At 52.2% G+C, this 25,287-nt stretch carries 27 protein-coding genes and 1 tRNA gene; 20 read left to right on the top strand and 8 right to left on the bottom strand.

Translation table 11 applies throughout. From position 1 onward, the window contains the following. The first annotated feature begins 297 nt into the window (after positions 1 to 297). From HOJ95_02675 to HOJ95_02665, 3 genes are all read left to right on the top strand, one after another. The gene (locus HOJ95_02675; GenBank protein ID MBT6393587.1) at positions 298 to 1,470 is read left to right on the top strand and encodes a glycosyltransferase family 4 protein; all 1,173 of its coding nucleotides are present in this window, start codon (positions 298 to 300) and stop codon (positions 1,468 to 1,470) included. Between the two features lie 220 nt (positions 1,471 to 1,690). Then, positions 1,691 to 2,368 (top strand): hypothetical protein, encoded by a 678-nt coding sequence (locus HOJ95_02670; GenBank protein ID MBT6393586.1) that lies wholly within the window; start codon positions 1,691 to 1,693, stop codon positions 2,366 to 2,368. 243 nt (positions 2,369 to 2,611) lie between these two features. Further along, entirely contained in the window at positions 2,612 to 3,436 is an 825-nt protein-coding gene (locus HOJ95_02665; protein MBT6393585.1) for a YdcF family protein, read from the top strand. Positions 3,437 to 3,478: 42 nt separating this feature from the next. Here the strand turns inward: HOJ95_02665 and HOJ95_02660 are convergent, their stop codons facing one another. Both HOJ95_02660 and HOJ95_02655 read right to left on the bottom strand, forming a co-directional pair. Continuing rightward, complete coding sequence (locus HOJ95_02660) at positions 3,479 to 3,865, bottom strand: VOC family protein (GenBank protein ID MBT6393584.1); 387 nt, start codon at positions 3,863 to 3,865, stop codon at positions 3,479 to 3,481. 46 nt (positions 3,866 to 3,911) lie between these two features. Beyond that, a complete protein-coding gene (locus HOJ95_02655; GenBank protein MBT6393583.1) occupies positions 3,912 to 4,247 on the bottom strand; it encodes a hypothetical protein in 336 nt (111 codons plus the stop codon). 189 nt (positions 4,248 to 4,436) lie between these two features. On the opposite strand from HOJ95_02655, the gene HOJ95_02650 reads away from it, so the two are divergent. The 12 genes from HOJ95_02650 to HOJ95_02595 all read left to right on the top strand — a co-directional run bounded on the left by HOJ95_02650 (position 4,437) and on the right by HOJ95_02595 (position 13,434). Then, positions 4,437 to 5,561, top strand: a complete 1,125-nt coding sequence (locus HOJ95_02650) for an aminopeptidase (GenBank protein ID MBT6393582.1) — start codon at positions 4,437 to 4,439, stop codon at positions 5,559 to 5,561. Between the two features lie 27 nt (positions 5,562 to 5,588). Further along, complete coding sequence (locus tag HOJ95_02645; GenBank protein MBT6393581.1) at positions 5,589 to 6,095, top strand: hypothetical protein; 507 nt, start codon at positions 5,589 to 5,591, stop codon at positions 6,093 to 6,095. A gap of 110 nt (positions 6,096 to 6,205) precedes the next feature. Next, positions 6,206 to 6,281: transfer RNA gene (locus tag HOJ95_02640), tRNA-Val, on the top strand. 192 nt (positions 6,282 to 6,473) lie between these two features. Further along, positions 6,474 to 6,839 carry a DsrE family protein gene (locus HOJ95_02635; GenBank protein MBT6393580.1) on the top strand — a complete coding sequence of 122 codons (366 nt, stop codon included), beginning with the start codon at positions 6,474 to 6,476 and terminating at the stop codon, positions 6,837 to 6,839. Between the two features lie 928 nt (positions 6,840 to 7,767). Beyond that, on the top strand, positions 7,768 to 8,463 hold the full coding sequence (locus HOJ95_02630; protein ID MBT6393579.1) for a hypothetical protein: 696 nt from the start codon (positions 7,768 to 7,770) through the stop codon (positions 8,461 to 8,463). Further along, positions 8,397 to 8,879: a hypothetical protein gene (locus HOJ95_02625; protein MBT6393578.1), complete on the top strand. Its 483-nt coding sequence runs from the start codon at positions 8,397 to 8,399 to the stop codon at positions 8,877 to 8,879. Before HOJ95_02630 ends, HOJ95_02625 begins: the two co-directional genes overlap by 67 nt. A gap of 122 nt (positions 8,880 to 9,001) precedes the next feature. Then, positions 9,002 to 9,643 carry a flavin reductase family protein gene (locus HOJ95_02620; GenBank protein ID MBT6393577.1) on the top strand — a complete coding sequence of 214 codons (642 nt, stop codon included), beginning with the start codon at positions 9,002 to 9,004 and terminating at the stop codon, positions 9,641 to 9,643. A gap of 34 nt (positions 9,644 to 9,677) precedes the next feature. Continuing rightward, entirely contained in the window at positions 9,678 to 9,884 is a 207-nt protein-coding gene (locus HOJ95_02615) for a hypothetical protein (GenBank protein MBT6393576.1), read from the top strand. A 15-nt stretch (positions 9,885 to 9,899) separates the two neighbouring features. Further along, entirely contained in the window at positions 9,900 to 10,319 is a 420-nt protein-coding gene (locus HOJ95_02610) for a thioredoxin domain-containing protein (GenBank protein MBT6393575.1), read from the top strand. A 27-nt stretch (positions 10,320 to 10,346) separates the two neighbouring features. After that, a complete protein-coding gene (locus tag HOJ95_02605; protein MBT6393574.1) occupies positions 10,347 to 10,838 on the top strand; it encodes a DoxX family protein in 492 nt (163 codons plus the stop codon). 59 nt (positions 10,839 to 10,897) lie between these two features. Continuing rightward, positions 10,898 to 12,526, top strand: a complete 1,629-nt coding sequence (locus tag HOJ95_02600; protein MBT6393573.1) for a thiamine pyrophosphate-binding protein — start codon at positions 10,898 to 10,900, stop codon at positions 12,524 to 12,526. Between the two features lie 98 nt (positions 12,527 to 12,624). Then, positions 12,625 to 13,434, top strand: coding sequence for an SDR family oxidoreductase (locus HOJ95_02595; GenBank protein MBT6393572.1), 810 nt, complete (start codon positions 12,625 to 12,627; stop codon positions 13,432 to 13,434). A gap of 83 nt (positions 13,435 to 13,517) precedes the next feature. Here HOJ95_02595 and HOJ95_02590 read toward each other — a convergent pair whose 3' ends face one another. After that, a complete protein-coding gene (locus HOJ95_02590) occupies positions 13,518 to 15,011 on the bottom strand; it encodes a tetratricopeptide repeat protein (GenBank protein ID MBT6393571.1) in 1,494 nt (497 codons plus the stop codon). A gap of 84 nt (positions 15,012 to 15,095) precedes the next feature. On the opposite strand from HOJ95_02590, the gene HOJ95_02585 reads away from it, so the two are divergent. From HOJ95_02585 to HOJ95_02575, 3 genes are all read left to right on the top strand, one after another. After that, the gene (locus tag HOJ95_02585; protein MBT6393570.1) at positions 15,096 to 16,136 is read left to right on the top strand and encodes a zinc-binding dehydrogenase; all 1,041 of its coding nucleotides are present in this window, start codon (positions 15,096 to 15,098) and stop codon (positions 16,134 to 16,136) included. Between the two features lie 138 nt (positions 16,137 to 16,274). After that, entirely contained in the window at positions 16,275 to 16,871 is a 597-nt protein-coding gene (locus HOJ95_02580; GenBank protein ID MBT6393569.1) for a HupE/UreJ family protein, read from the top strand. A 59-nt stretch (positions 16,872 to 16,930) separates the two neighbouring features. Next, the gene (locus tag HOJ95_02575; protein ID MBT6393568.1) at positions 16,931 to 17,842 is read left to right on the top strand and encodes a kinase; all 912 of its coding nucleotides are present in this window, start codon (positions 16,931 to 16,933) and stop codon (positions 17,840 to 17,842) included. 10 nt (positions 17,843 to 17,852) lie between these two features. On the opposite strand, the gene HOJ95_02570 is transcribed toward HOJ95_02575, so the two are convergent. After that, a complete protein-coding gene (locus tag HOJ95_02570; GenBank protein ID MBT6393567.1) occupies positions 17,853 to 19,214 on the bottom strand; it encodes a cobyrinate a,c-diamide synthase in 1,362 nt (453 codons plus the stop codon). Between the two features lie 21 nt (positions 19,215 to 19,235). After that, positions 19,236 to 20,036 carry a uroporphyrinogen-III C-methyltransferase gene (gene cobA, locus HOJ95_02565; GenBank protein ID MBT6393566.1) on the bottom strand — a complete coding sequence of 267 codons (801 nt, stop codon included), beginning with the start codon at positions 20,034 to 20,036 and terminating at the stop codon, positions 19,236 to 19,238. Between the two features lie 102 nt (positions 20,037 to 20,138). On the opposite strand from cobA, the gene HOJ95_02560 reads away from it, so the two are divergent. Together HOJ95_02560 and HOJ95_02555 are read left to right on the top strand one after the other, a co-directional pair. Beyond that, positions 20,139 to 21,230 carry a cobalt-precorrin-5B (C(1))-methyltransferase gene (locus tag HOJ95_02560; GenBank protein ID MBT6393565.1) on the top strand — a complete coding sequence of 364 codons (1,092 nt, stop codon included), beginning with the start codon at positions 20,139 to 20,141 and terminating at the stop codon, positions 21,228 to 21,230. Then, positions 21,227 to 21,967 carry a cobalt-precorrin-6A reductase gene (locus HOJ95_02555; GenBank protein MBT6393564.1) on the top strand — a complete coding sequence of 247 codons (741 nt, stop codon included), beginning with the start codon at positions 21,227 to 21,229 and terminating at the stop codon, positions 21,965 to 21,967. The genes HOJ95_02560 and HOJ95_02555 overlap by 4 nt, the downstream gene beginning before the upstream one ends. Here HOJ95_02555 and cobM read toward each other — a convergent pair. The 3 genes from cobM to cobI are packed head-to-tail and all read right to left on the bottom strand — an operon-like array spanning position 21,962 to position 25,286. Beyond that, a complete protein-coding gene (gene cobM, locus HOJ95_02550; protein MBT6393563.1) occupies positions 21,962 to 22,726 on the bottom strand; it encodes a precorrin-4 C(11)-methyltransferase in 765 nt (254 codons plus the stop codon). The genes HOJ95_02555 and cobM overlap by 6 nt on opposite strands. Further along, positions 22,723 to 24,564 (bottom strand): precorrin-3B C(17)-methyltransferase, encoded by a 1,842-nt coding sequence (gene cobJ, locus HOJ95_02545; GenBank protein MBT6393562.1) that lies wholly within the window; start codon positions 24,562 to 24,564, stop codon positions 22,723 to 22,725. The genes cobM and cobJ overlap by 4 nt, the downstream gene beginning before the upstream one ends. After that, the gene (gene cobI, locus HOJ95_02540) at positions 24,552 to 25,286 is read right to left on the bottom strand and encodes a precorrin-2 C(20)-methyltransferase (GenBank protein MBT6393561.1); all 735 of its coding nucleotides are present in this window, start codon (positions 25,284 to 25,286) and stop codon (positions 24,552 to 24,554) included. The genes cobJ and cobI overlap by 13 nt, the downstream gene beginning before the upstream one ends. Between the last annotated feature and the right edge of the window lies 1 nt (position 25,287).

Genomic DNA, 25,287 nt, shown 5'->3' with positions numbered 1-25,287 from the left:
GGAGCTTTTGGGGCTTCTCAAAAGTAGTAGCCAGACAACAGTTTCATTTGCTCAAAAAAGGGGTATCAATGCAACCCCTGATAATTCAAACAATAAAAGTTTTTAATTAGGATTTTGTAAGAATTTTAAAATTAATTCAGAAATTGTAGGATAGGTGATAATGAAAGTGTCGAAGGCCTTCTTTTCGGGGATTACGGTCTGCTTCTCAACGTTTATTAATCAGAGTGAAATTGGTCTCTGGAGGAGGGTTGACATGAATTCAGCGACTTTCGAAATTTATAGGATGAGATTTTCTTGATGCGAATTGGAATTGATACGGCTCCAATTGTTCAGCACAGAAATCGTGGTGTTGGGGCGTTGGGGGGCTTTCTCCTGGAGGCATTGTTGCGCGCCGAAGGCTCCCACCACTATCTCCTCTTCACACCTGGTGGAGTGGAAGGCGCATCTTTTGGAGTGGCTTCTACATCCAACGCCGAAACTATATCGAGAGCCGGTTGCGGCGGTGTGTTCTCATTTTCGTGGATTCGGGATGCCTTGCATCTGCACGGCCAAGTGAAGCTAGCTCGGCCTGATGTTCTTCACGCCTACTTTCAGTGGAACCTCCCGCTACGCAGAATGTCGGTGCCGGTTGTCGGGAGTGTCTATGACCTCATGCCCTTGGCGGTGAAGGATATTTATCTTGATCGCTATGCGCTGCCAGTGAGGGCGAAAATTGGGATGTATTCGCGATATCTGAGCTACGCTCTGGGAAGGGTTGATCGTGTTATCGCCATATCGGAGCACTCACGGGCGGATCTGGTGCGCTTAATGGGATTTCCCGAAGACAGGGTGCACGTTGTGTATCCGGCTCCTGCGCCCGGCATGGTGGTTCCCGAAAACGATAATGAGATTCATCTCCTTCGGGAAAGGTTAGATCTTGAAAATGACTATTTGCTATATGTTGGTGGGTTTGACTATCGGAAGAATCTTGAGGTATTGCTGGGCGCATATGGTAAGGCACGAAAACGAGGAATGGATCTTTCGTTGGTCCTGGCGGGGGATATGAGCAGCCCTTATGGTCGCTTAATTCAAAATCTGATCAACGAAGCGGGAGGAGAGCGTGCTGGTATTCGCCTTCTTGGTCATATCGCAGACAACGATCTTCCCACGTTATATGCTGGTGCCAGACTTTTTTTATATCCCTCCTTGTACGAAGGTTTCGGGCTTCCTGTTTTGGATGCAATGGCCTGCGGAACCCCGGTTATCAGTTCAATGGCAGCCTCGCTTCCCGAAGCTGGGGGTGATACTGCGATCTTGTTGGACCCAAATGATGAAGAAGCATGGGCCACTGCTATTTTTAATGCCGCCGAGGTGGGTGATGCGTACGAGGAAATGCGACTTAGTGGTATCCGACATGCCTCGGGTTTTACCTGGGACAGAGCGGCCAAAGAAACCATGGCGATTTATGAAATGCTGGCTGGGCAGCCCTGAGACCTAAAAAGAGCGAAAATAATAAAAGAAATTATGGACAAGATGAAATGTCTCTTCAGCTAAAATAGGAGTAATGGACCTATTTGTAATAGTTTATGCCCTGATTTGTTCATAGTATCTTTGCTATTTGGCTTATTTGTACAAATGGGTTATATTTAAAAGGTAGTAAGGAAGTACTTTGGGGTGTGTCGATAAAGTTTGTATTTTGGAGATTGGTTTCATGCCTGAAGGTTTAGTTGATATTTGGTCATCGGGGTCTATCCCATGGGTTGAAATTATTTTGGTCCTGGTGGTGGTCAATGTTCTGTTGCTCTCGGGAGGTGGGAGCAATGGGGGATTACTCCGTTGGTTTTCGAAAATATCGACACCTAAGCCCAAAAAGAGTAAAGCCGCCAAGACAAAAACACCCACTGCGCACGTAAGTTCAAGAAGAAGGCGTGCAGAAGAAAATAAGGGATGGGATCTTGCCGAAGTGAAAGGTTCCAGATCGCAAGGGCTTGATCATGGAGGCGTGAGTAACTTACGAAAACGGACGGCTCAAATGCAACATAAAGGCTGGGATAACTCTGAGCCGTCAGTGGCCCCCATGTTTAAAGCGACCTCGAAAAGAACACGTTCAAACAATAGAAAAGGTTGGTCAGCTAGTGAAATATCGGAGGCGAAGTCTTCATTCAGTGTGAGCGAGCTTAGAAATCGGTCATCACAACGAATGAATGGGGGAGCCAAAGACGCGAAGAAAGTCATCAAGCCGAGCCGACCAGCCACTACGACGCAAACTGCGGCCAGTGTTAGGACAAATGGCATCAAATCCGCACCAGAAGGCTCAGTATCGCTTAATTCGCCTCTGCGGAAAAAGGGGTCTCCCATCCGAATCGGGCGACGTACCCGTACTCGCTAAACTCGTCTATCTCTAGAGTTTCTTTGTTTCGATCTATTCTCAATCTATCCGCCTTATCGACTTTACCTGAATTTTTTTTGATACTGTTTTCCCTGGCGGGGTGTTTTTCATGTTTATTTTTCTTTTCGATATGGCTGTTATTATTCGGAGGAGTCGTCTGAGAACAAAGGTTCGTATTTTAGAGGATGCAAAAAATCCTTTGCGCAAAGTTGATATCCTTGATTTTTTACGGAAGGAAAGAATGTGAAAAGTGATGATTCGGAAAGTGGACGGATGTTTTTTTTATTTCCGTTTGTGCTGTCTGCATTGATTTTCATGGTACTTCCGCATCTTCGGTTGTCGTCTGTTCTCGTTAATTGGTTGCAGCTGTTTTTTGTCCTGCCCTCTATTTTTTATTTTTTCCTCGGAGTTGTCGCTCGAAGGAGGGGATTTCTTTTCTCGGCATGCCGCTCGTTCGTGGCCGCATCGGGCGTTTTTTTTCTTATTCTAAACTATTTCCCAATTTCTTATTACTTGGCTTTACCCCTTCTGTCGTTTGATGTTTCAGAATCGGGTGAAGGTGTAGCCGTGGTTCTGGGGGGAGGTGTTCTGAAAGATGGAACGCCCTCTGAGGCCTCAAAGCGACGCGTTCTCCGGGCGGCCCAGCTTTATCATGAGGGAAGAGCTAAATTGATTTTATTTTCCACGGGGGTGACTTCCCTCGGGGGGATAAGTGAAGCGGCCGCCATGGCTCGTTTCGCCATTACACTGGGTGTTCCTCGACAGACCATCCTCTTGGAGGAGGAGTCGAGGAACACGGCTCAGAATGCAAAATTTTCTGCCTCTATTTTAAAGAAACGAGGAAGCGAGCGTGTTTTTCTTGTTACGGATGGCATCCATATGTTCCGCGCGCTTGAAAGTTTTCGCTTCCATGGTATCCAGGCCGAACCCGTTCCGGCGGTTTCAAAGAAACATATAGCTCATGAGGCGAGAGGTGGGTGGAATCTCTTTTCAAAGGTATTGCACGAATATCTGGGTATTGCAGTTTACAGAGTAAATCGGTATCTGGGAGATCTGAATTCGGATTGATCCCTCCCCATTGCGTTGTACAAAGGGGAGGTGAAAAGCTTGTTAATCTCGCTGGGCTAGTTCGATGCTGATATTATCAGGGCCCTTGATGAAGGCGATTTTCACGCCAGGTCGTATCTCCCAAGGCTCGCAAATGAACTCTGCGTTTTTAGCGCGAAGCTCCTCAGCCGCTTCTTCCATGTTGTCCACCTTCAACCCAAAATGGTCGAGCCCGTAGCGTGGCTCGGAGCCCGTTCGAATAGGGTCTTCGTCCTTGGCTCGTCCCGAGACGATAAAAATCATCCCATTCAGGTCCATATTGAACGAGGGTGCTCCGCCAAGTTCGCGCTCTTGAACTACTGTAGCGCCGAGCATTTCTTCCCAGAATTTGCGGGCGGCATGCGGATCCTCACTCCTAAAGTGTATGTGGTCGTAGCCAAATTTCGCCATCTTAAATCTCCAGATAAATGATGAATGGATAAAGCCGGTAGTGTATCTATCCCCCGCCTTCGTCGTGCTCAAGGAGCTTCTGGGCCTCGGCCATTTCGCGGAAGCGAGTACATGTGGCGCTAAAATCTTTTTCCAAATGTTCGAACAATTGTTGAATTTGCACAGGGGTTAGAATGTCAGTCAACTCGCTGAACACAACTTCCCATGTGTTGTCTCCGCGTTCACCACGGGCCATTTCTTTTCTCGACAGAGTTGTTTCATCGTAGACTTCGTGTTCATGGTCGAGCAATTCTCGTAACACGGGCTCGTAGTTCGGATCGTTTTTGTGAACATAACGCATCAGATATGGCTTGAAATTACGGACTCTGTGTAGTCTTTTCATGTGGCATTCCTCCAACTGATGGATTCTTGCCTTGCTTTACGGCAAGGACCGTTCGGCTATGAGGCTATTCATTTTGATACTTTTATTATATCTCATTGAGCAACACGAATCGATGGGAATTTTTTAGTGATTGTGGCATGATCTGGCCGATTTCATTGGATTCAATTCAGGATTGATGGAGTAATTGATATGGAAGATATCCGCATAGAACGTATGGCAGAGACAATTGCACGCTATTCCGCAAAGGTGAGCAAGGGGGAATTAGTCAGTATTCGGGGCGGTGTGGTTGCTGAGCCTCTTGTACGCGCTCTTTATGCCGAATGTCTGAAATTAGGGGCGTTTCCCTATACCCAGGTAGGTCTTCCGGGTATGGACGAGTTGTTTTTCCGGTACGCCAATAAAGAGCAGATTGCCTACGTATCACCCATTTCGAAATTTGAAGTTGGAAAGGTGGATGTGCTGATCAGCATTCTATCGGAGACGAATACGCGCCGCCTTTCAGGGGTTAATCCAAAAAAGCAGGCGGCCGCATCTGTGGCTCGGCAGTCGATAATGAAAACATTTATGAAGCGCTCTGCTGAATATGAGCGCACGAAGGGGAAAAAAGGCCTTAGGTGGACTTTGACACTGTTTCCTACAGAGGCCTATGCCCAGGATGCTGAGATGTCGCTCCACGAGTATGAGGATTTTGTTTTGGCTGCATGTTTTGCTGATAAACCAGGCGGTATTCGCCGGTGGAAAAATATTGACAAGCGCCAGAATGAGGTTATTCGCTACCTCAAGGGCAGAAAGGTTGTCGAGATTGGCGGCAAGGATACGGACCTTCGCGTCGGTATCGCCGGTCGGCCATGGATTAACTGCTCGGGTTCCCACAACTTCCCTGATGGGGAAATATTCACAGGGCCAGAGGAGACGAAGATCGACGGAACGATTCGCTATACGTTTCCTGCTTGCCTGTCGGGTAGGGAGGTTGAGGATGTCCGGCTCGATTTCGAAAAGGGCCAGGTAGTTAAAGCCTCTGCAGAGAAGAACGAGAAATTTCTCAAAAGTATGATTGGAATGGATCGCGGAGCGAGCCGGGTGGGTGAATTTGCTTTTGGTTTGAATCAGGGGATACAGCGTTTTACAAAAAACACGCTGTTTGACGAGAAGATTGGCGGTACGCTTCATCTGGCACTCGGTAAAGGATATCCTGAGAGCGGCTCGAAGAATAATTCTGCTCTCCATTGGGACATGGTTTGTGATTTAAGGCAGGGCGGTGAGATCAGGGTTGACGGTAAGTTGTTCTCGAAAAACGGTAAACTCAAGATTTGACAGCTAGCAATTCTCGGAGACCGAAAAATGACACTATTATCCATGCAATTTCGCCAAAAGATTACACGTCTGTTTTTGGTGATGTTTATGCTTGGCGCTTTGTTGGGTTTTGCCCGTGAGTTAGTGCTTGCCCAGTGGGTAGTGGACGATTTCGGGAAAGATTTATCGGGAGGGGTGGTCCCATCACTCCTTAAGGCAGGTCGAAATAAAAATGAGATTGGAGAGCATCTTGAGAGGGGGCGACTCGCGCTGGGGTTTGAGCGTGTCGAGCTTTATGGGCCAAAGGGCCACTTGGTGGTTTCATCTCCAACTGGCGGTCATGGTGTTGGTGAAGACGAAATACATGGCTTATTGACTTCCACTCGTACCGGAATTCGCACTTCGACCGGAGAGCTGGCCCATATTGTCGTCTGGCGTAATATGGAGTCGGAGGTAGCGCGTCCTCTTCTTTTTGGCCTTATAATGGCTCTCATTACCTCGCTCATCGCATGGCCCATTATTTCGCGAAAAATTATTGAGGGGCAAAGCACATAGTAGACCCTTTATAAGGTCTCGAAATTTCGGAAATCTTTCGAGAGACCAACTGACGTTGGTCTCTCGACCATCATAATGATATGTTTTTCGCGTCATTTACCCCCTCCTGGGGGCGGGTAGCTCAGTTGGGAGAGCGGTGCCCTTACAAGGCATAGGTCACAGGTTCGAGCCCTGTCCCGCCCACCAATACATTGCCCCTCATGCCCCGATTTTTGTGGGGGTGAATTCCAGAACTTCTCTGATTTCAGATAAAATTGCTAATTTGCCACCCGCGAAGCTCTCGATATTGGTCAAGACAAATTAGAAAATGTTGGTTAAACTCCATTAGCTTCATCCGCGTAGGATTCTTTTCAAATCAAAACAGAGGGGAGTTTTTACATGAAAGTGGCGTACGTATTCGCGACATCGGGCCATACGGCCAGCTACAAGCTTGGAAAAATGATCTTGCCCCAGCTCGAGGCCGGTGCACATGGAGTCGAGGTGGCAGGGATGATGTTTTTCGATGACAACAACTATGTTCTCCGAAAAGGTGATCCTCTCGGCGAGCGACTTGCCAAGGTGGCGAAAGAGCAGAACATCTTGTTGATGATGTGTGATCAGTGCGCCTTGGAGAGAGGTCTTGCGACTGGCGAGCCGGGCAACTGTCAGGTGAGTGGCACAGTTGATGGGGTGCACGTCGGTTGCTTCCCGGATCTTTATGGCGCGCTGGCGGGCAATCCTCCCGATCAGGTGATTACGCTCTAGGTGGTGAGAATTTAATCGTCGTTTGGGTAAATACGGTCCACCGAGGGCCTGCGCATGGCGAATTATTTATTCGCCATGCGCAGGCCTAACAGCATCTTCGGCCTCATAGAATCTTGGTGCTTAAATAGAGACTATAACGAATCGGCATTCACGAATCTGGTTGTTGTCGAAGGAATAGAGCCGTAATGGCCAAGGTCCTCGGCAGGAGATGATTTTCTGGCTGGAGAAGGCCGAGGAGGCGATGGCGGAAGTGGGGTAGACTCAAAAAAATCCAGTGCCTAAATAGTGCCTATAGAGGAGGTGTCTCGGTGTCACTTGGTATCACTCGGGCTCACTTTAGTTCCTTACTAACCCTCTGATATTTAGTGCTCCATGTCATTCTGTGTCACTCCAGACCACTCAGGCTCATACCCCCGAAAAGGCCCTTACAAGGCATAGGTCGCAGGTTCGAGCCCTGTCCCGCCCACCAATAAAATCAACGAGTTGCAGGATTCATGAATAGTCCCCTATAATTATGGGTGTGTTAGTTGCGTCTGTGACTTGCCTTGAATCGAATGGTTGTGCTGGAGGCACGAGGCGCACTCGTATTGGCCAGGACGGTGTTTTAGGGATTAGGTAGCCGATATTTTTTCGGAAGGGACGTACTTTGAAATATTTGCCTTTCAATAAATTTAGAAAGAGCTTAGGAGCCGATCTGTTTTCTCCTGTTGTTTTGCTCTTTGCCATTTTGTCATTGCTTGTGCTTTCAGCTCCTTCGATGGGTTTTTCTAGTCCGGATTCTAGCGCGCTCATTGAAATTAGACATGGGACTCATCCCGGGTCGAATTACTCCAGAATTGTTTTTGAACTGAACGGGGATGGCAGGCTCCAAATTGTTCCCTCTACGCATGGAGATAATACGATTCGTTTGAGGTTGAAGGGAGTTTGGTTGAACCCGAACGGGGTGAACTGCCGGACGGCGAATTTGAATACGAAAGCCATGTTTTCGAGTACAGCCAATTCATTTCTGTGTGTGTTTCAAGGGCAGGTGGTCGAGGCGGTTGAAATTTATAACGTTTCGAAAGAAAGCCTAGAAATATCGGTGCGACTTTTGAATGTTCAGTTGAATGAACTTTCATTGCGTCTCAAACGCTTCAAAGGCTCGATGAAATCCAAAAAAAATAATAGCGTTACCCGCCATATCTTGGATTTGGGATATGGAGGCGAGAAGGCCTTTGTCGGAGGGCGCCAACGCAAAGGCCCCTCGAAGATGGCCGGTAAGACTACTCGGGATCGCCCCCTAATACTGAAAAAAGACGTCTACCAGCCAGCCGTTTTACTGGCCGAAAAATCGAGGGATCGAAAATCACCGATTCTCCATGATGAAAAAATGTCAGGCCTGCCGGTTTTCGGGGTGCCTGTTAATGAGAGCCGGTTGTTTATGGATCCTGGTCCGCAAAAAACAAATGTGATCATCCCTCTGGACAATATCCCTGCGGCGAGAAAAGAAAAAATACTTAAGTTAACCTTGGAGGCCAGGAAAACGGGGGGGGCACAGAATTCTTCGGCGAAACGAATTTGCCGGATGGGGCGAAGCTGGGAATTATCGCCAGCGAAATTGGCGGGCCGTATTCTCAGGAATTAGGGGTTGATGTGAGAAATGGGAAATACACAACTGGAGTTTTTACAAGCCGAGGAATTCCTTTTTATCGTTCGGTGAGGGTGAAGCTTTTTGCGATACTTGATTCTAGATGGCAGTCTCAGGAAGTTCTTCACAAAATGAAAATTTATACTGAATTGAAAAAGAAAAGAAATTATGAAATGGCCAGAATTTTTGAATTTAAAAATGGCGCTGTTGATCTTATCGCCGAGATCAGAAGGACTCTTTTGGGGCAGAAATATTCGCTTGAAGTAGCCACAAAAATGATTTCGAAATACGGAATCCCCAAAACATCTGATAGTACCGGCAATCGGCAGTGGGTGGCACGTTTTCCGAAGAAATCGTTCTCTCTAACCGTCAACAAGCAGACAAAGATCATAGAATCGGTTATCAGGGAATAGCGTTGGAGCCTTCCCTCTCCCGTCTAATGTGTGGGTGTTATCTCGTCTTGTAAGTCTCCCTTTTTTATATGGTAAATGACTTGTCTACTTATTTGTTAGCTCGTAAATACTAGAGGTAATTCATGAAATTTCGCACTTTCGATACGGATAAAATCGATCATCTACAGGGCTATCGCCTGATAGTGGGTTCGGTTGTTCCGAGGGCAATTGCCTGGGTAAGCTCCATTAGCGGGGATGGCATTCCCAATCTTGCGCCGTTTAGCTTTTTTACGTGTGTCTCTCATGCTCCGCCGCTTTTTTCCATTTCAGCTGGTGAGCGTGATCGGGTAATGAAGGATACGACTCGGAATATCAAGGAGACGAAAGGGTACGTTATCCATACCGTCGTCAACGGATGGGAAGAGCAGATGAACGAGAGCTCCGGGAATTTTCTTCCTGAGGAAGATGAATTCGAGGCGCTCGGGCTTGAGACAGTGCCTGCCGATTTGGTGAAGGCACCCCGATTGCGGGATGCGCCTGTGGCGATAGAGTGCCTACTCGAGGAGATTGTCATCTATGGTGATGAGTGGAAGACTCATTTGATCATTGGCAAGGCGCTACGCTGGCATGTGCGGGAGGATTTGATGCTGGAGGATAAGTATATCGATCCAGTCAAGCTTCAACCCGTTGGTCGACTGGGTGGAACGAACTATTGTCGTACACGGAATATTTTCCAGATGGAGAGAACATACAAGCCACCGGACGAGATCCATCCGAACTCTTGAAACAATACATGTTATTAATGGAGATAGACGCGGGATGGCAAAGAAAAAAAATAGTTCAAAAAAAACGCAACAAACGAAAAAAAACAATAACCGTAATTTGGTGATATTGGGAGTTGTCCTTTTAGCTCTTGCCGTAGGCGTGGGCTCCATGTTCTGGGGAAAGGGCGGGCAGTCTGAAATTCCACTTTCTATGACTGCCGATGGCCGTGTGGTGGTTCTGGAATTTTTTGATTTTGGCTGACCTCATTGCAGCTCAGTGCAGGGTGCACTGGCCGAACTTCGTAAACAGTTTAAGGATCAGATCGAATTTCATCATAAAGATTTTCCGCTTCGAGATCTAACGTTTCGTGCGGCCGAAGCAGCTAGGTGCGCGGGGACTGAAGATAAGGTGGCGCAAATGCGGACCTTCCTCTTCAATGGCCAACGTAGATGGAGCACCGCTACATCCGCAATTAATGTATGGGAAAAGTACGCCTTGGCTGCGGGGGCGAATGTCGAAAAGTGGCGCTCTTGCCTCGCCTCGCAGGACCATCGAAGCGCAATCGAGGCAGATAAGGCTCTTGGAATCCGCATGGGCGTAAGAGCCACCCCGACGATATTTATCGGTAAAGAAAAAATTTCGGGAGCCCGATCGTTCAATGTGCTAGCAGCGGCTGTTCGTGCCCAGATAAAGTAGCGACTCAGACGCAGGGATTATAGGGTTTTGACGAAAAATATTTTTTCCTTGATGCGTTGCTCTGTCGCTGTGTTGTTTGTTCGGATTATTGTCGGCGGTTTTTTCGTCATTGCGGGTGCCGCAAAACTTGGGCAGCCTGCTGTTCTTTTTTTAAATCAAATTGAGTCCTACGGCATCCTGCCTCACGATTTAGTGTTGCCGCTGGCCCATGTGCTTCCCTGGCTAGAAATTTTTTCTGGCCTTTTTTTTCTGCTGGGCCTCTTTTCTCGATGGGCGCTTCTATTGCTTGGCGTGCAACTCGCTTTTTTCTCAGTGGCCATTTCGGTGGCGATGTTTATGGGAACCGCCCCGGAGGATTGTGGCTGTTTGCCTGGCGTGAGTGAGACCCCGACGCAAGCACTAGCTCGTGATCTAATCATGATCGCGCTATTGGCACTTTCATTCCGCTTTTTGCCTGGGGCGATTTCTATTGATCGATGGCTTGAGTCGAACGATAGCGATGAAGGTCAGGGCGAATGATGTGGAAATTGTGTTGTAGAGTATCATCCGACCATTAATTTTTTTAAGGGAGCAATTGCATGTCAACTTATGCGGACGTGGCGGTGGCTGTTATGGCGGATGCTGGGGTCGAATTTATATTTGGTGTTCCAGGGTCCTTGAGTTCGGTTGAATTGATCGAGGCGGCTTCTCGCCGGGACATCCGATATGTGCTCTGTAGCAATGAAGCGAGCGCAGCCGTAATGGCTGGCACCTATGGCATCCTTACCAACCGGCCTGGTGTTTGTAGCACGGGCGTAGGGCCTGGTGCGGCGGCTGCCGTTTTGGGGGTGGCGAATGGTTTTCTTGAGCGGGCGCCATTTCTTGTTCTGACGGATCGTTACTCCGATGAACAGTTCCGGCGCTTGCAGCGACAGCGTCTGGATCAAGATCTCTTGTACAGTCCGATAACCAAAGGAACCTTCAAGCTAGCGAAGGATTCAGCCGCAGTGACGATGCGCCGTGCCATTGCTTTGGCAATGGATGGCCGACAGGGGCCGGTTCATGTGGACATACCATATGATGTCATGCAGGCCGAGGCTGAGGCGAGCGACTTTCCGCCCGATGGTGTCGGGGCTCGTCGTTTCGCTGGAAAGATAGGAAATAACCACGCCGGCCTTGAGGTGGCCGCTGCTGAAATCGCCCGCGCGGATCGACCGGCTATTCTGGTGGGTCTTCAGGTAAACCGTTCGGGCCAGGAGGCCGAGGAGGCTTTCGTCGCCTTCGCCGAGCGGCTTGGTGCTCCGGTTTTTGCCTCACTGGCGGCCAAGGGCACCTTGCCGGAGAATCATCCGCTTTCCATGAGAACATTCCGCGGGGCACCCTCTGAGAAGGAAATTCTGGATAAGGCAGATCTTCTCATTCTCGTTGGTTTTGATGTGGTCGAGCTTTTTACTCCCGGTCACTGGAACCATCCTCAGCCTGTCGTCATGCTCGATGAGGTGGCCCATAACGACGATGTAATTCGCCCGAAAGTCGAGGTGGTGGCGGATCTCGCCGACAGCCTTAGCGCACTGGCCGAGTCAGTCCCGGCGTCGGAAGGCTGGAATTTAGAGGATTTGGACTCATACCGTGCCATGCGAAGTGCTCCGCTGTTCAGCAAGGGAGAAGGTTTGATGCCGGGCGCGGTTGTGCGCATCGCTCGCGAGTGTTTGCCCGATAGTGGAATCATGACCGCCGATGCGGGGAGCCATAAAGTGCTGGCTAGCGATACATGGGAGACGCGCCGCCCGAGGGGATTTCTTACCTCTAGCGGCCTGGGGTCGATGGCTGTGGGGCTTCCTGCGGCCATCGCGGCTAAACTAGTCGAGCCCCAGACGCCAGTTCTTTGCCTGACGGGAGATGGTGGTTTTCTCATGCGCCTGGGCGATCTCGAAACTGCCGCTCGCGTGGGGGCCGCCATCGTGGTCGTTGTGTTCAACGACGGATTCTTGAATCTCATTAAAATTAAACAGGACACCCGAAACTTCCAGAGGCTCGGGACGGATTTTGGCAACACGGACTATGTGGCCGTTGCACAAGGGCTTGGTTTTGAGGCTACTCGTGTGGATAGTGAAGCGGCTCTCAAGGAGGCGCTGGGGAAGGCGTTTGCCTCAGGAGGCGCCTGGGTCATTGATGCGGTTATTAACCCGGATGGCTATCTAGCTGCCAAGGATGTTCGACCAGAATAGGAAGGCACCGGGGCCGTGTGCCAACAAATCATCTTCGCGACCTGGGAGTAGCGGGGTTTTGTGGGTCGATGCGAGCGAATATCATAAGGGGCCTGAAAATGATGCTTGAAGGCAAAAAAGTGATCGTCACCGGAGGAGGAAGTGGAATAGGCCGGGCTACCTGTGTGCTTGCCGCCAGGGAGGGTGCCGATGTAGCCGTGGCGGACATTAACGCGGAGACCGGAGTCGAGACAGTAAACACGGTGAAGACTGAAGGGAGGGACGCTATCTTTATTGAGATGGATACCTCGAAAAAGGCTGATGCTCTCCGTATGGCCGATGAGACGCTCAAGGCATTTGGAACTATTGACGGTCTCGTCTGTTGTGCCATCAAGCTGGTGCCCGGTAGGCTCGAGGAACTCCCCGAGGAAGATTGGGACATGGTGATGGACATTGGGCTAAAAGGCTATTTTCTCTGTGCCCAGTCGGTTGGGCAGACAATGATCAAAAACAAGAGTGGTTCGATCGTTTTTGTCTCCTCAATAGGCGGGATGCAAACATATCCGCTGGCGGGGGCCTACTCCGTTTGCAAGGCGGGGGCAATTATGCTCAGCAAACTCTTCGGCGTTGAATGGGCTGCCCATGGCATCCGGGCCAACACCGTTTCACCTGGCCAGGTACGCTCGCCGATGACCGAAGCTATGTTCCAAGACCCTGAAATAGCCGCAGGTCGGGCGGCGGTTGTGCCGATGGGCCGGGTGGGCATGCCCGATGATATTGCCGAGGGGTGTGTTTTTTTGCTCTCCGAGCGGGCGCGGTATATCACGGCGGCAAATCTTCCAGTGGACGGCGGGCAGGTGGAGAGCAAGATGATCCATACGCCTGGCAGGAGTTGGGGCGGCAAGAATATCGAATATAAAGCAGATTGAGTGTCTAGGAAGTGGAATTAAAGTAATAGAATTTCTAATCGATCATTTCTAACATAGCTGACTAAGCGGGTCTTCGAGAGGGTCTAGGAGGTGCTCGCCAGGCGCCTGAGACTATCGCCCACCTCGCGGATTACCTCTTCCCAATTGCCAATTCTTTTTTGCCTGAAAAGGCGCATGGTTGGGTACCAAGGTGTATCCTCCCTCGTCAACATCCAACGCCAGTCGGGAACGAACGAGAGAAGGCACCAGACACTCTTGCCCATTGCTCCGGCGAGATGCGCCGCCGCCGTGTCGACGCTTACAACGAGGTCGAGTTTCTCTATTGCCGCTGCGGTGGCGTCAAAGCCCCTGACTAGCGGGCCGAGGTCTCTTAGTTTGTTATCAAATCCCAGTTCCCGAATTCGGATGTTTTCCCTTTCCAGTTGAAGGCTAAAAATTCGGGTATTGCTCGTATTTAACAGCGCCCCGAAATTCTCAAGCGGGATGGAACGATTCCGATCATTTTCATGTTCGGGATTTCCAGCCCAGACGAGCCCTACCTTTAAGTGTCCGGGCGACGATGATATCGCGTTAGCAGTCTCCTGGTTTTCGAGGGCCCTAATGTAGGGAACTTCCATAGGGATGGTTTCGAGCGTTGTGCCCATGATTTTTGGGAGGCTCAGCAGGGGCGCCTGAAGGTCGAATGCAGGGCGGCTCTCGCCCTCGGCGATAACAGCGTAAAATTCGGGCATTTTCTCAATAAGTTTTTTCAGGCTCGCCTGACATTCGAGAATTATTTTTCCGCCTTGCTCGGCGATAAGTTTCGCATAGCGGACAAACTGCAACGTATCACCGATCCCTTGCTCCGAGTGGAGGAGAATCGTTTTGCCCTCGAGTGGGGAGCCTTCCCATAATGGTTGTTCGAAGGTTTTCATCTCGTCCTGAAAGTGGGGAGACTCCCACCTTGACTCGTAGTGTTGCCATCCGGTAGTGAGATCTCCCTTGAGCAAAAGAGTTATCGAAAGATTATAGGCGGCGGTTTTGTAGGCAGGATTAAGCGAAAGTGATTTTTTGTAGCAAGTGGCGGCCTCGTCCAGGCGGCCTAATTTGTGAAGCGTGTTTCCCAGATTGTTGTGGGTGATCTCGGATTCCGGGCGAAAATCGATTGCCTTGCGGATATTTTCCTCAGCCCTGGCGAGATCTCCTTGAGCCTGTAAAATATTTCCCAGATTGCTGTAGGCTGGAGCGAAACCGGGTTCCAGAGAGATGGCCTGCTCGAAGGCCGCCTCTGCTTCGAGAAGATTCCCTTGGCGCTCGAGGGCAATGCCAAGCCGATTATGCGCTTCAACATCCGACGGGTTGATTGAAAGAACGGCCTCGATGGATTTAATACCCTCACTCAGTTTGCCCTGTCTTAGTAGTACACCGCTCAGTCCGAGGCGGGCTGTTTCATTCTCGGGGGCAAGAGAAATCGCGCGCCGGAACTGGGAGGCGGCATCGTTCAATCTGCCTGCACTCTCAAGAGCATTTCCTCTTTTAATATGCTCTTCGGCCAGGTTCGCAACATCATTCGTTATTCGTTTATTCTTATTTCCCATCCTTATCCCTTGTCCTCATTTGCGGTAAATCTGTATCATCCTAGGATTGACTATAACTTAACTAGCATCTGCGGAGTGGGTGAGATGAAAGGTTTGGTGAAAACCGCCAAAGGACCGGGCAACATGGCGATACAGGATGTTGATGAGCCTTTGCCGGGACCTGGCCAGGTTAGGGTGCGTGTTAAATGGACGGGTATCTGTGGAACGGATGTTCATATTGCCTCGGGAGAGTATTTCTACTATTTCCCGCCCGTGGTTCTGGGCCATGAATTTGCTGGCGAGGTAGATGATATTGGTGAGGGTGTCGAGGGTTTTTCTGTGGGTGATCGGGTGGCGGTCGAGCCGACAAAAAGCACTTGTGGCAAGTGTCTTCACTGTGAGGAGGGAAACTACAACCGTTGCGAGGAGCGCGATATCGCGGGAGTTGTCTCCCACGGAGCGTTCACGAACTATGTTGTCACCCGCGCTACCTCACTCCATAAATTATCCGATTCGGTAAGTTTCAAAGCGGCGGCTCTCTCAGAGCCTCTGGCCGTTTGTGTGCACGGCCTTACCGAGCAGTGCAGCATCTCCGAGGGCGATACCGTTCTCGTTGTCGGTCCGGGGACAATCGGCCTTTGTTGCGCGCAGGTGGCAATGGCCCATGGTGCACGGGTAATCATCGCTGGAACCTCAAGGGACAGGGATCGGCTCGCACTTGCGGAGCGGCTGGGGGTATATCGCACCGTGAACGTAGAGGATGATGATCTCAAAAAGTCGGTGGCTGAGCTGACATCGGGAGTTGGAGTGAACATGGCGGTCGAGGCCGTGGGAGGCGCCGCCCCTTCCAGGGCATGTCTGGAGGCTGTCCGTAAGGGGGGGCAGATACTTCAGGTAGGATTACCGGGTGAGCCAGTGGCAGTTGATTTGACGCTTCTGGCTTGGAAGGAAATACGGCTTGCCGGAACATTTGGACAGAAGCGCTCTGCATGGAAATCAGCAATCGGGCTGCTTGAGGCGGGCAAAGTTGATATGGAGGCAATGGTGTCCGATGTTCTTTCTCTTTCTGACTGGGAGGCTGGATTTCGTATTATGGAGCGAGGCGAAGGCCTCAAGGTGCTCCTAGAGCCTTATCCCATTCACTAACAAATGGAAAATAAACGTATTGTGGGTGTTTGTGAAAAGGGGAAACACTTCCTGACACAATCTTAGTCAATCGTGATAAAAATACCTTGAACTGAGTATTCCACCCAATTCATACTTTATCTCTGGGAGAAGTTTGATATGAAGCGTTTGTTTTTCAATTCAGCGGCCCTGGCCGGAATTTTTGTGTTAATTCCCGAAATTTCAGAGGCGCATGTTTTTGGAGCATATGGTGCGGGTTTATCTGAAGGATTAATGCACCCCTTTGGCGGTCTTGATCATGTGCTGGCGATGTTGGCGATTGGCTTGTGGGCGGCTCAGTCGGGTGGTCGTTCCTTGTGGAGTATTCCTCTGGCGTTTGTTGCAATGATGACAATGGGCGCCCTGGCGGGTATGGCTGGAATTTCGATTCCTTTCGCCAATGTGGGTGTTGCCACATCGGTGATAGTTCTCGGTGCTCTGGTGGCTCTGTCCGCAAAATGGCCGGCACCGGTGGGTGCCCTGCTTGCCGGATTCTTCGCAATTTTTCACGGCCATTCCCATGGTGCGGAGATGTCTCAGGCGGCGTCTGTCGTTTCGTACGGAATTGGATTTGTTCTGGCGACCTCCCTTTTGCACGGAGCAGGTATTGTCGCCAGCTTGGGTCTTTCGTCATATGAGTATTTTTCTGCCCGGCTCCTCCGCATCAGCGGCGGTGCGATTGCTGTCTATGGGTTGATGATTCTGGTCGGGCTCTAGGAGTGACGAGCTTGGGCTGCTGATACCTGAGTTCACTGGCGGTCCGATGAGGTCTTTCCATGAATTTCGGATATGGTTTTGCTCCTGCGCACCACGGCGAAATGCTGCAGGGAGTTTTTCGCTCAAGCGGCGGCTCGTTTCGGCAGGGGCTGATTTCTCTTCCATGTGATCTGTTCTGGTCGGAGACATTTTTTCTTTCAGATTCGAGTGGTGTTGTCCGAGTTCAGCCAGCTAATAAGTGGAAGTCCCGCCGCGCCGCTGAAATCGCATTGGCATATCTTGGAAAGCGAAGCGCCGGTGGCAGGCTCTTTATCAGTAGCCGAGTTCCCGAAAAGCTTGGCTTGGGGTCTTCCTCAAGTGATGTCGTTGCGGCTGTTCGTGCCGTTGCAAGTTCATTCAAAATAAGATTGTCACCGGAGGAAATTTCCCGTATTTCCATTCAGGCGGAAATCGCTTCGGACCCGCTTGCCTGGGGGAGGAGGTTTCTTCATTTCGCCCAGCGAGAGGGGCGGGTGATAGATGAAATGCCCTCCCCGATACCCGCTTTCGAAATTGTCGGTTTTAATGCGGACCCTATGGGGGGTGGTGTTGATACCCTCGGATTGGCGCCTCCTGCGCATACCGATGCCGAGGTTCGCTTATTCGACGATTTGTTGGGGCAATTCCGCCGAGGAATAGAGAAACAGGATATCGAGGCGATAGCCACCGTGGCGACACAGAGTGCGAAGCTCAATCAACGGTTCATGAAACTGAACGGTTTTGAACTTCTTGAGGATATGGTGCACCGTATCGGGGCGCTGGGTCTTCAGATAGCGCACAGTGGAACTGTCGTGGGTTTTCTGTTTCCTCCAAATATGGCGATTGACCAGAACTTAAAGAGGTATCTTGCCATTCTACGGGATGAGTTGGGTGTCGATGGATTCTGGCACTTTCGGGCCGGAGGCGCGTTTACTGCAGCCGAACTGTCGTAGTTATTTCGAGCTATTCTGCTACTTTATCGATGAGGTGAACGAAGGAGCCCGACACGGAGCCTTTGGTGTGTCCTGCTTTTCCCAAGTATTTTCCCCTTGCATCCTCGATTTTAAAAAGTGGTTTCAAGGTTTCTGAATATGGCTCTGTGCGGCTGATCGAGGCGTAGTGAAACTCGTGGGCGCGAAAACGAGTGCCAGCATTCTCGGCGAGGGCTGGCATTTGAAGAGTTGCTGTCCGATAACCTAGGCGACGCTCTGGATTTTCGATGGTGAATTCAAGAGGTAGCAAACCGGCCATTGGATGAGAGTGGCCCTCGGTGTCTGTTAGTGATTCTCCTAAGACCATGTAGCCACCGCATTCTCCGAAAATGGAAACGTCCCGATTTGCCGCTGCGCGAATGGCGGCGAAAAATCCTCTTTGCCGACTGAGGGTGGCGGCATGAAGTTCCGGGTAGCCGCCTGGAAGATAGATGGCGTCTGCACCTTCAGCAGGCGCCTCTCCTGCGAGAGGTGAGAAAAAAGAAACCTCCGTGCCTTTCGATCTCCAGCAATTAAGTAGATGAGGATAAACGAAGCTGAAGGCCACGTCGCTGGCGATGGAAATGTGTCGTCCGAGGGGAGTGGTGCCGGAATCATTTTCCTGTGCCCCGACATGAAGTCTCGGGGGGGTGAATAAAGACAGGAAGGCAGGCCAGTCCGTGTTTTGCTCGAACCATCTTGCTGCGTTATCCAAGAACGATTCCAGATCGGTGTTTTCCGAAGCTTGGAGCAGGCCAAGATGGCGGTGCTCTCTAGTGAGGGCGGACTCTCTTGGCAGAACCGATATGACTGGACAACCTGTATTCTCCACCGCTGCACGGCACATGTCGCCATGTCGTACGCTTGCGACCTCGTTGAGAACGGCACCTGCGATTTTTATACTTTTATCGTGAGACATGAATCCGCGCACCACTGCCCCGACCGAGTCGGATTGGCCTGATACATTGACCACCAGTAAGACAGGTAACTCAAAGCGCCCGGCGATGTCGGCGGTCGAGCCCGAGCCCGCGATAGAGCCGTCGAACAGGCCCATCACCCCCTCGATAAGAGTATAGTCCGCCGCCGAGATCGTTGTGGCCATAATTTGGTTTAAGGTGTTATTCGACATCGCGAAGCTGTCTAGATTCATGCAAGGCAAGCCGGAGGCGGCGCGATGGAACGCCGGGTCGATATAATCGGGGCCAACTTTGCCCGAGGAAACGGAGATGTTCTGTCGCGCCATCGCCCGGAGGGCGGCGAGTGTGACAGTTGTTTTTCCGGTGCCCGATGCCGTGGCGGCGATGATGAGCCCGCTACCTTCTGATGTAGCGGGAGGAGATAATTTTTTGGTCATATCTGAATAGACGTTCACGTATTAAAGTGAATTTTTGATGGTCGGTTTGAGCCAGTCGAGGTGTTCTCGGAATGAAACCACACTGCCGATGACCACCACCGCCGGTGCTTGGACATTGGCAGTCATCGCATCCTTGATGCATTGTCGGAGGCTTGTTTTAAGGATGTATTGATCTGGCAGGGTCGCATGACTTATCAGAGCGACGGGTTCATCCGGATTCCTCCCGTTGTCGAGAAGTTTGCTAATGATATTTGGTAGGTGCTTGATTGCCATGTAGGCGACAATAACCGGGGAGCCTTCTGCGATGGCTTGCCAGTTAATTTGTTCGGGAACATTGCCGCTGGCACCGTGTCCGGTGATGAAAGTGGCGACCGAGTTATGGTCCCGGTGAGTGAGAGGAATTCCAGCATAGGCGAGCCCACCGATGCCCGCCGAGATGCCGGGAACAATTCGGAAAGGAATGTCCGCCTCGGCTAGGCGCATGGCCTCTTCGCCACCCCGACCGAAAACAAACGGGTCGCCACCCTTGAGTCGAAGAACGCGGTTTCCCGAGCGGGCGTGCTCGATCAGGCTCAGGGTAATGTCCGGCTGCTTGGGTGAGGGTTTTCCGCCTCGCTTTCCGGCATATTGAAGTACGGCTTTGGGGCCGGCCATTTTCAGGATTTCGGGGCCCACCAGCGCGTCGTAGACGACCACGTCTGCCTCCTGGAGTGCATGGGCGCAGAGGAGCGTTATTAGGCCTGGATCGCCGGGGCCAGCGCCTGCGAGCCACACGTGCCCCGCTTCAAATACGGGCATAAGATTTGAGTGAGATTTTTCCATGGCTGTTGGGTGGTAGAATATGCCCTTATAAGAAAAGATGCTGATTCATGCGACAGAAAATTATAGATCATTTCCCTAGTTTAAACATCAGGGTGAGAGTTCATGGTACGTAATGAAGTGGAGCCGCTCAGACGGGGATGGACGACTGGCGCATGCGCCACGGCGGCAGCTAAGGCGGCCTACACGGCGCTGCTGACGGGTAAATTCCCCGATCCAGTTGCGATCATACTGCCCAAGGGCGAGCGGCCAAGTTTTTCATTAGCTATAGAGACACTTGGTGAAGATTTTGCACGAGCGGGCATCGTCAAGGATGCGGGTGATGATCCGGACGTGACGCACGGGGCGCTGGTGATCGTCACTCTCCGGAGGTGCGAGGCTGGGGCTGGTGTTATCTTCCGGGCGGGCGGGGGTGTTGGCACCGTCACTAAGCCCGGCCTACCGGTAGAGGTGGGCGAGCCCGCCATAAATCCTGCTCCTCGCCGAATGATGATAGCCGAAATCGAATCGCTGGCGCGGGTACATGGTGAGCCGGGTGATATTGAAATTGAAATCTCTGTGCCCGGAGGAGAAGGGTTGGCCCAAAAGACCTGGAATCCGCGCCTCGGTATTCTCGGCGGAATCTCAATCCTCGGGACGACAGGGGTGGTTATTCCCTATTCGTGTTCGGCATGGATTCATTCGATCCATAGAGGGATAGATGTCGCCCGTGCGACCGGACTCGAACACCTCGCCGGATGCACGGGCTCGACCTCCGAGAGTGCCGTTCAGGCCATGTACGGCCTGAGTGACGGGGCCATGCTCGATATGGGAGATTTTGCGGGTGGGATGCTAAAGTACCTAAAGCTAAACCCTGTCCCGAGGCTCACCATCGGCGGAGGTTTTGGGAAACTCGCCAAGCTCGCCCAGGGCCATCTCGATCTTCATTCAGGCCGCTCCCAAGTTGATTTCGATTGGCTGGCTAGGCAGATGGAAACTGTGGCTGCTCCCTCGGAGATATGCCAAAAGGCGAAGGAGGCCAACACCGCTAACGAGGTGTTGGAAATCGCCCGGACCGAGAATCTGCCGCTGGCAGATCACGTCGCGTCATTGGCGCTTGAGACCACAGTAAAGGTACTTGAGGGTGTGACCATTCAACTTGAGGTTCTCATCTTTGACCGAAAGGGCGTCCTGTCAGGACGGAGTGGGCAAGCATGAGCTATGAGAAAGTTGTTTTGATTCTCGGCGGAACGGGTGAGGCGTTCGAACTAGCCGCAATGATCAATGCCTTGACGGGTTGGCGTGCCGTTACGAGTATGGCCGGGCGCACGAAGCGACCGCGGCGTCCCGTAGGCGAGGTTATTTTTGGGGGATTCGGTGGCCCAGAGGGGTTGGGGAGGTGCCTCGCCGAGCGTGGTGCCCTGGCTATGATCGACGCGACTCATCCCTTTGCCTCCCAAATTACTCGGAACGCTGTCCAGGCCTGCACGAAGGCGGAGATCCCCCTTCTCAGGCTTGATAGGCCCCCCTGGTTGGTGCGCCAGAGTTGGCGGCTTGTTTCGGATATAGGGGAAGCTGCACGATTGTTCCGTGGTCGCAAGGAGCGGGTATTTCTCACCATTGGCAAAAAAGAATTGGGTGAATTTGGAAATGTGGGAGATTCATTTTTTCTCATTCGCACAGTTGATCCTGTAGAGGCTTCTCCGTCGAACAACAATCATGAATTCGTTACCGGGCGTGGTCCCTATTCGGTGGAAGGCGAGCTTCAAATTATGCGTGATTACGGAATAACCTGGCTGGTCACGAAAAACAGTGGTGGCGAGGTCGGAATGAGCAAACTCATCGCAGCCGAACAGGCCGGGGTGAGCATTTGTGTCATCGAGCGACCAAAACTACCTGAATGTGAAAGTGTGGAAACCCCCGCCGAGGCCGCGCGTTGGCTTGAAAGGTTATGATTTTTTCCCGGTTCTGAAAATATGTCGGTGCTCCGGGCGGTAGAGAGCACTATCCTCGAAATTCGTATCGGTAAACACCTCGCCAACGAAGATCAGCGCCGTCCGGGTAATCTTGGCCTTCTCCACTTTTTCCCGAATTGTCGAAAGTGTTCCGTGAATAATTTTCTGATCAGGCCAGCTCACTCGGTAGACGACAACGGTCGGGCAATCCGCACCGTAATGTGGGGTGAGTGCTTCCTCGACATGCTTCAAATTCCTGATAGAAAGATGAATTGCCAGCGTCGCCCTTGATTTGCCCAATTCCTCGAGCGCCTCGCCTTCAGGCATCGAGGAGGACTCCATTGCCGTCCGGGTTGCGATGATGGTCTGGGTGACGCCGGGGAGCGTTAACTCGCGTTTTAGCTCTGCCGCTGCCGCCGAATATGCCGTTACACCGGGTGTTACCTCGTAATCGATACCCAACGCGTCTAGCCGCCGAATTTGCTCGGCAATCGCACCGTAGAGTGAGGGGTCGCCCGAGTGTACGCGGGCGACATCGAGGTCTTTTTTATGCGCCTTTATGATCTCGTCGATAATTTCGTCGAGATTCATCGGGGCGGTGTCGATGAGCGTCGCTCCCTCAGGGGCCTTTGCTACCAGCTCTTTGGGGACGAGAGAGCCCGCGTAAAGGCAGATAGGGCAGACTTCTATTAGCCGCGCCCCTCGGAGGGTGATCAAATCGGGAGCGCCGGGGCCTGCGCCGATGAAATGAACTTTCATCTCAACTCCCTGGCATTGGCGCTTCCCTTACGGGAGCCTGCTTTTTGCGCATATCCCCTCGGAGTGTAGACGCGCGCGGATGAATTGCCATCTGGGCTGATTCTCGTTTCGGATGAGCCGACTAGTACCACCGAGAGCATATCCACGGTACTGGTGTCGAGATTTGCGAGTTCGGTGACGCTCACCTCCTCGCCCTCGCGGCCCAGGTTTCTCGCAACGACTACAGGTGTTTCCGGCGAGCGATGCCCAAGCAAAATCTGCCGGGCACGATCTAACTGTGTTTTTCGCCGCGCGGATACGGGGTTGTAGAAGGCGATGTTGAAATCCCCCGCTGCTGCGGCCATAACTCGTTTTTCGATGATCTCCCAGGGGGTGAGTAGGTCTGATAGCGAAATTGTGCAGAAATCATGGCCCAGGGGGGCCCCTACCCGTGCGGCCGCCGCCTGAAGCGCCGAGACACCGGGTGATACCTGGACATGAACACGTTGCCAGGCGGGATTATTTTCCCGGTCAAGCATTTCGTATACCAGCGAGGCCATGGCGTAGATACCAGGGTCGCCCGAGCAAAGAAGGCCCACCCTTCGCCCTTCGCCCGCGAGATCCAAGGCAGCCCGGACACGTGTTTCCTCCTCCCCCAACTCGTATGGGTGAAGATGCTTGCCACTCGTTAGTGGCCCGGCCAGATCGAGATAGAGCCGGTAGCCCACCAGATCGGTCGAGTGGCGAATGAGAGTCTCCGCCTCGGCGGTGCGCCATCCTGAGCCGCCGGGTCCCAGGCCGATGACAAACAACTCGCCGCGTGCGGTCCCCGGAAGCGGCTCTAGCCAGGGCCTCTCGCGAACACCAATGCAACATGTCGCACGTCCCATTATCTGCTTCTCAAGGGCAAGGCTTTGCGCCGGGCCCAGAGCGGCGAGGACCGCCCCCTCGGCAACACCGTGGCAGCCCGTCTCCTTGAAGACGACTTCCGAGGGATTTGGAATCCTATGTGCTTCTTTTTCAAGCACTTCGGACGAAAAAAAGCGAACCGGGGCATCGAGCGCCTTGCCCAGATAGTGCAGTGCGGGCTCATCAGCCTTAAGGTCAATAGAAACAATGAGTCCCACGGCTCTCGTGTCGATGTTTATCGCGGCCAAAGAGCGATGGACAAGCGCCAAGACATCATCGGGCGGCGCGCCGCGCTCGCAGCCCACGCCAATGACAACGCTTTTTGAAAAATAATTCAGCGCGTCCGGCTCATTATTAACTTTTTGGACGCCCACCCTTATCGAAAGCGCCGCGTCATCGGCGAGCGGAAGACAGGCACCTGCTAGCCACGCCGACTTTCCTTCAAGCCGCACCTGCTCGCCGGCGAGGAGCCGCGCCGAGAAAGCTTTGGCCTCCTCCGGTCGGTCGAGTGTGTAGCCCTCTGGCGGATCGTCCAGGGCCACACCCCAGTTCACGTCTCCCGCCGTGGTAAGCGCCGCCTTGCCCCCCAGAAGGGAAGCCAATTCCTCTGCCCGGCGGTTCGCCCCCCGGTGTCCGCCCAGAAGAGGAATCACATGTTTCCCATCCTCCGAGAGTGCGACGACGGCGGGCTCTCCTGATTTGTCCGAAAGAATTGGTCCCAGGGCACGGATTAAAATGGCGGCGGCGCAAATTCCGATAATTTCCTGGCCGCCCTGATACATATCCCGAAGGTGCTGGGCAGCGTCTTCAAAAGTAACATCCGCCTCGGGCACCCGGCGGGCGAGGCCGTGAATTTGCGCTCCCGAAATCGCGTCGCGCACCTTTTCTGCGGTTTCAAGAGCGCTGCCAGAGAGGATAAAAACTGCCGGGCCGCCGGCTAAATTTTCCATGCTGCGCCCCGCTTGTGAACAAGGATCATCGAAAAATATGGGACCTCGTCATCGGAGGCCACCTCATCGAGTTTAAGAATGCGCTCGGTCTTGAGGGTGGCGCGTTCAATATATCGTGCGTTATCCAAAAGGCCGCATTCGGTGAGAACCTCTCGGATTTTTCCAAAATGTTTTCCCACCTTGATAATAACCGCCGCGTCTGTTGCCAAAAGGCGGCTTTTTAATTCAGCTGCGTCGATGGGCCCCGGCAGGATGGTGAGCGTATCGTTGCGCGAGGCGAGGGGAGCGCCCAGCGCCGCGCCACCCGCCATGATCGACGAGACGCCGGGCACGATCTCTATGTTGAAATCCTCGGCCATGCGCGAGTAGAGATACATGAACGAGCCATAGAAGAAGGGATCGCCCTGGCAGAGATAGGCAACATCGCGCCCGGCCTCAAGGTGGCTGGCCAGATCGTCCCGCGTCCGGTCGTAGACCTCCTGGGCAGGAAAGCGGTCCGTCCGCATCGGCATCCGTATCAAGATTTCCTCTTTATCCATTCCATCCAGATAGGGCGCAACAATCTCGCGCGTGAAGCTATCCCCCTCATCGGGGGCCGGATAGGCGATTATCCGGGTGGCGGCAATCAGTCGGTGGGCCTTTAGTGTTATGAGTTCTGGGTCGCCCGGCCCGATGCCTATTCCGTAGAGGGTGCCGTTTCCGTTGCTGGTCGAGGATGCCATG

It is taken from the genome of Nitrospinaceae bacterium, from assembly GCA_018669005.1.
Lineage (GTDB): Bacteria > UBA8248 > UBA8248 > UBA8248 > UBA8248 > UBA8248.
Note: the sequence above shows the minus strand (reverse complement) of the source record. Positions and strands in the feature narration are given on the sequence as shown.

What these genes read in the sequence shown, in the direction of transcription:
- HOJ95_02675 (MBT6393587.1), top strand. Translation starts at nt 298, where the DNA reads ATGCGAATTGGAATTGATACGGCTCCAATTGTTCAGCACAGAAATCGT.
- HOJ95_02670 (MBT6393586.1), top strand. Translation starts at nt 1,691, where the DNA reads ATGCCTGAAGGTTTAGTTGATATTTGGTCATCGGGGTCTATCCCATGG.
- HOJ95_02660 (MBT6393584.1), bottom strand. Translation starts at nt 3,865, where the DNA reads ATGGCGAAATTTGGCTACGACCACATACACTTTAGGAGTGAGGATCCG.
- HOJ95_02655 (MBT6393583.1), bottom strand. Translation starts at nt 4,247, where the DNA reads ATGAAAAGACTACACAGAGTCCGTAATTTCAAGCCATATCTGATGCGT.
- HOJ95_02650 (MBT6393582.1), top strand. Translation starts at nt 4,437, where the DNA reads ATGGAAGATATCCGCATAGAACGTATGGCAGAGACAATTGCACGCTAT.
- HOJ95_02645 (MBT6393581.1), top strand. Translation starts at nt 5,589, where the DNA reads ATGACACTATTATCCATGCAATTTCGCCAAAAGATTACACGTCTGTTT.
- HOJ95_02635 (MBT6393580.1), top strand. Translation starts at nt 6,474, where the DNA reads ATGAAAGTGGCGTACGTATTCGCGACATCGGGCCATACGGCCAGCTAC.
- HOJ95_02620 (MBT6393577.1), top strand. Translation starts at nt 9,002, where the DNA reads ATGAAATTTCGCACTTTCGATACGGATAAAATCGATCATCTACAGGGC.
- HOJ95_02615 (MBT6393576.1), top strand. Translation starts at nt 9,678, where the DNA reads ATGGCAAAGAAAAAAAATAGTTCAAAAAAAACGCAACAAACGAAAAAA.
- HOJ95_02600 (MBT6393573.1), top strand. Translation starts at nt 10,898, where the DNA reads ATGTCAACTTATGCGGACGTGGCGGTGGCTGTTATGGCGGATGCTGGG.
- HOJ95_02595 (MBT6393572.1), top strand. Translation starts at nt 12,625, where the DNA reads ATGATGCTTGAAGGCAAAAAAGTGATCGTCACCGGAGGAGGAAGTGGA.
- HOJ95_02590 (MBT6393571.1), bottom strand. Translation starts at nt 15,011, where the DNA reads ATGGGAAATAAGAATAAACGAATAACGAATGATGTTGCGAACCTGGCC.
- HOJ95_02585 (MBT6393570.1), top strand. Translation starts at nt 15,096, where the DNA reads ATGAAAGGTTTGGTGAAAACCGCCAAAGGACCGGGCAACATGGCGATA.
- HOJ95_02580 (MBT6393569.1), top strand. Translation starts at nt 16,275, where the DNA reads ATGAAGCGTTTGTTTTTCAATTCAGCGGCCCTGGCCGGAATTTTTGTG.
- HOJ95_02575 (MBT6393568.1), top strand. Translation starts at nt 16,931, where the DNA reads ATGAATTTCGGATATGGTTTTGCTCCTGCGCACCACGGCGAAATGCTG.
- HOJ95_02570 (MBT6393567.1), bottom strand. Translation starts at nt 19,214, where the DNA reads ATGACCAAAAAATTATCTCCTCCCGCTACATCAGAAGGTAGCGGGCTC.
- cobA (MBT6393566.1), bottom strand. Translation starts at nt 20,036, where the DNA reads ATGGAAAAATCTCACTCAAATCTTATGCCCGTATTTGAAGCGGGGCAC.
- HOJ95_02560 (MBT6393565.1), top strand. Translation starts at nt 20,139, where the DNA reads ATGGTACGTAATGAAGTGGAGCCGCTCAGACGGGGATGGACGACTGGC.
- HOJ95_02555 (MBT6393564.1), top strand. Translation starts at nt 21,227, where the DNA reads ATGAGCTATGAGAAAGTTGTTTTGATTCTCGGCGGAACGGGTGAGGCG.
- cobM (MBT6393563.1), bottom strand. Translation starts at nt 22,726, where the DNA reads ATGAAAGTTCATTTCATCGGCGCAGGCCCCGGCGCTCCCGATTTGATC.
- cobJ (MBT6393562.1), bottom strand. Translation starts at nt 24,564, where the DNA reads ATGGAAAATTTAGCCGGCGGCCCGGCAGTTTTTATCCTCTCTGGCAGC.
- cobI (MBT6393561.1), bottom strand. Translation starts at nt 25,286, where the DNA reads ATGGCATCCTCGACCAGCAACGGAAACGGCACCCTCTACGGAATAGGC.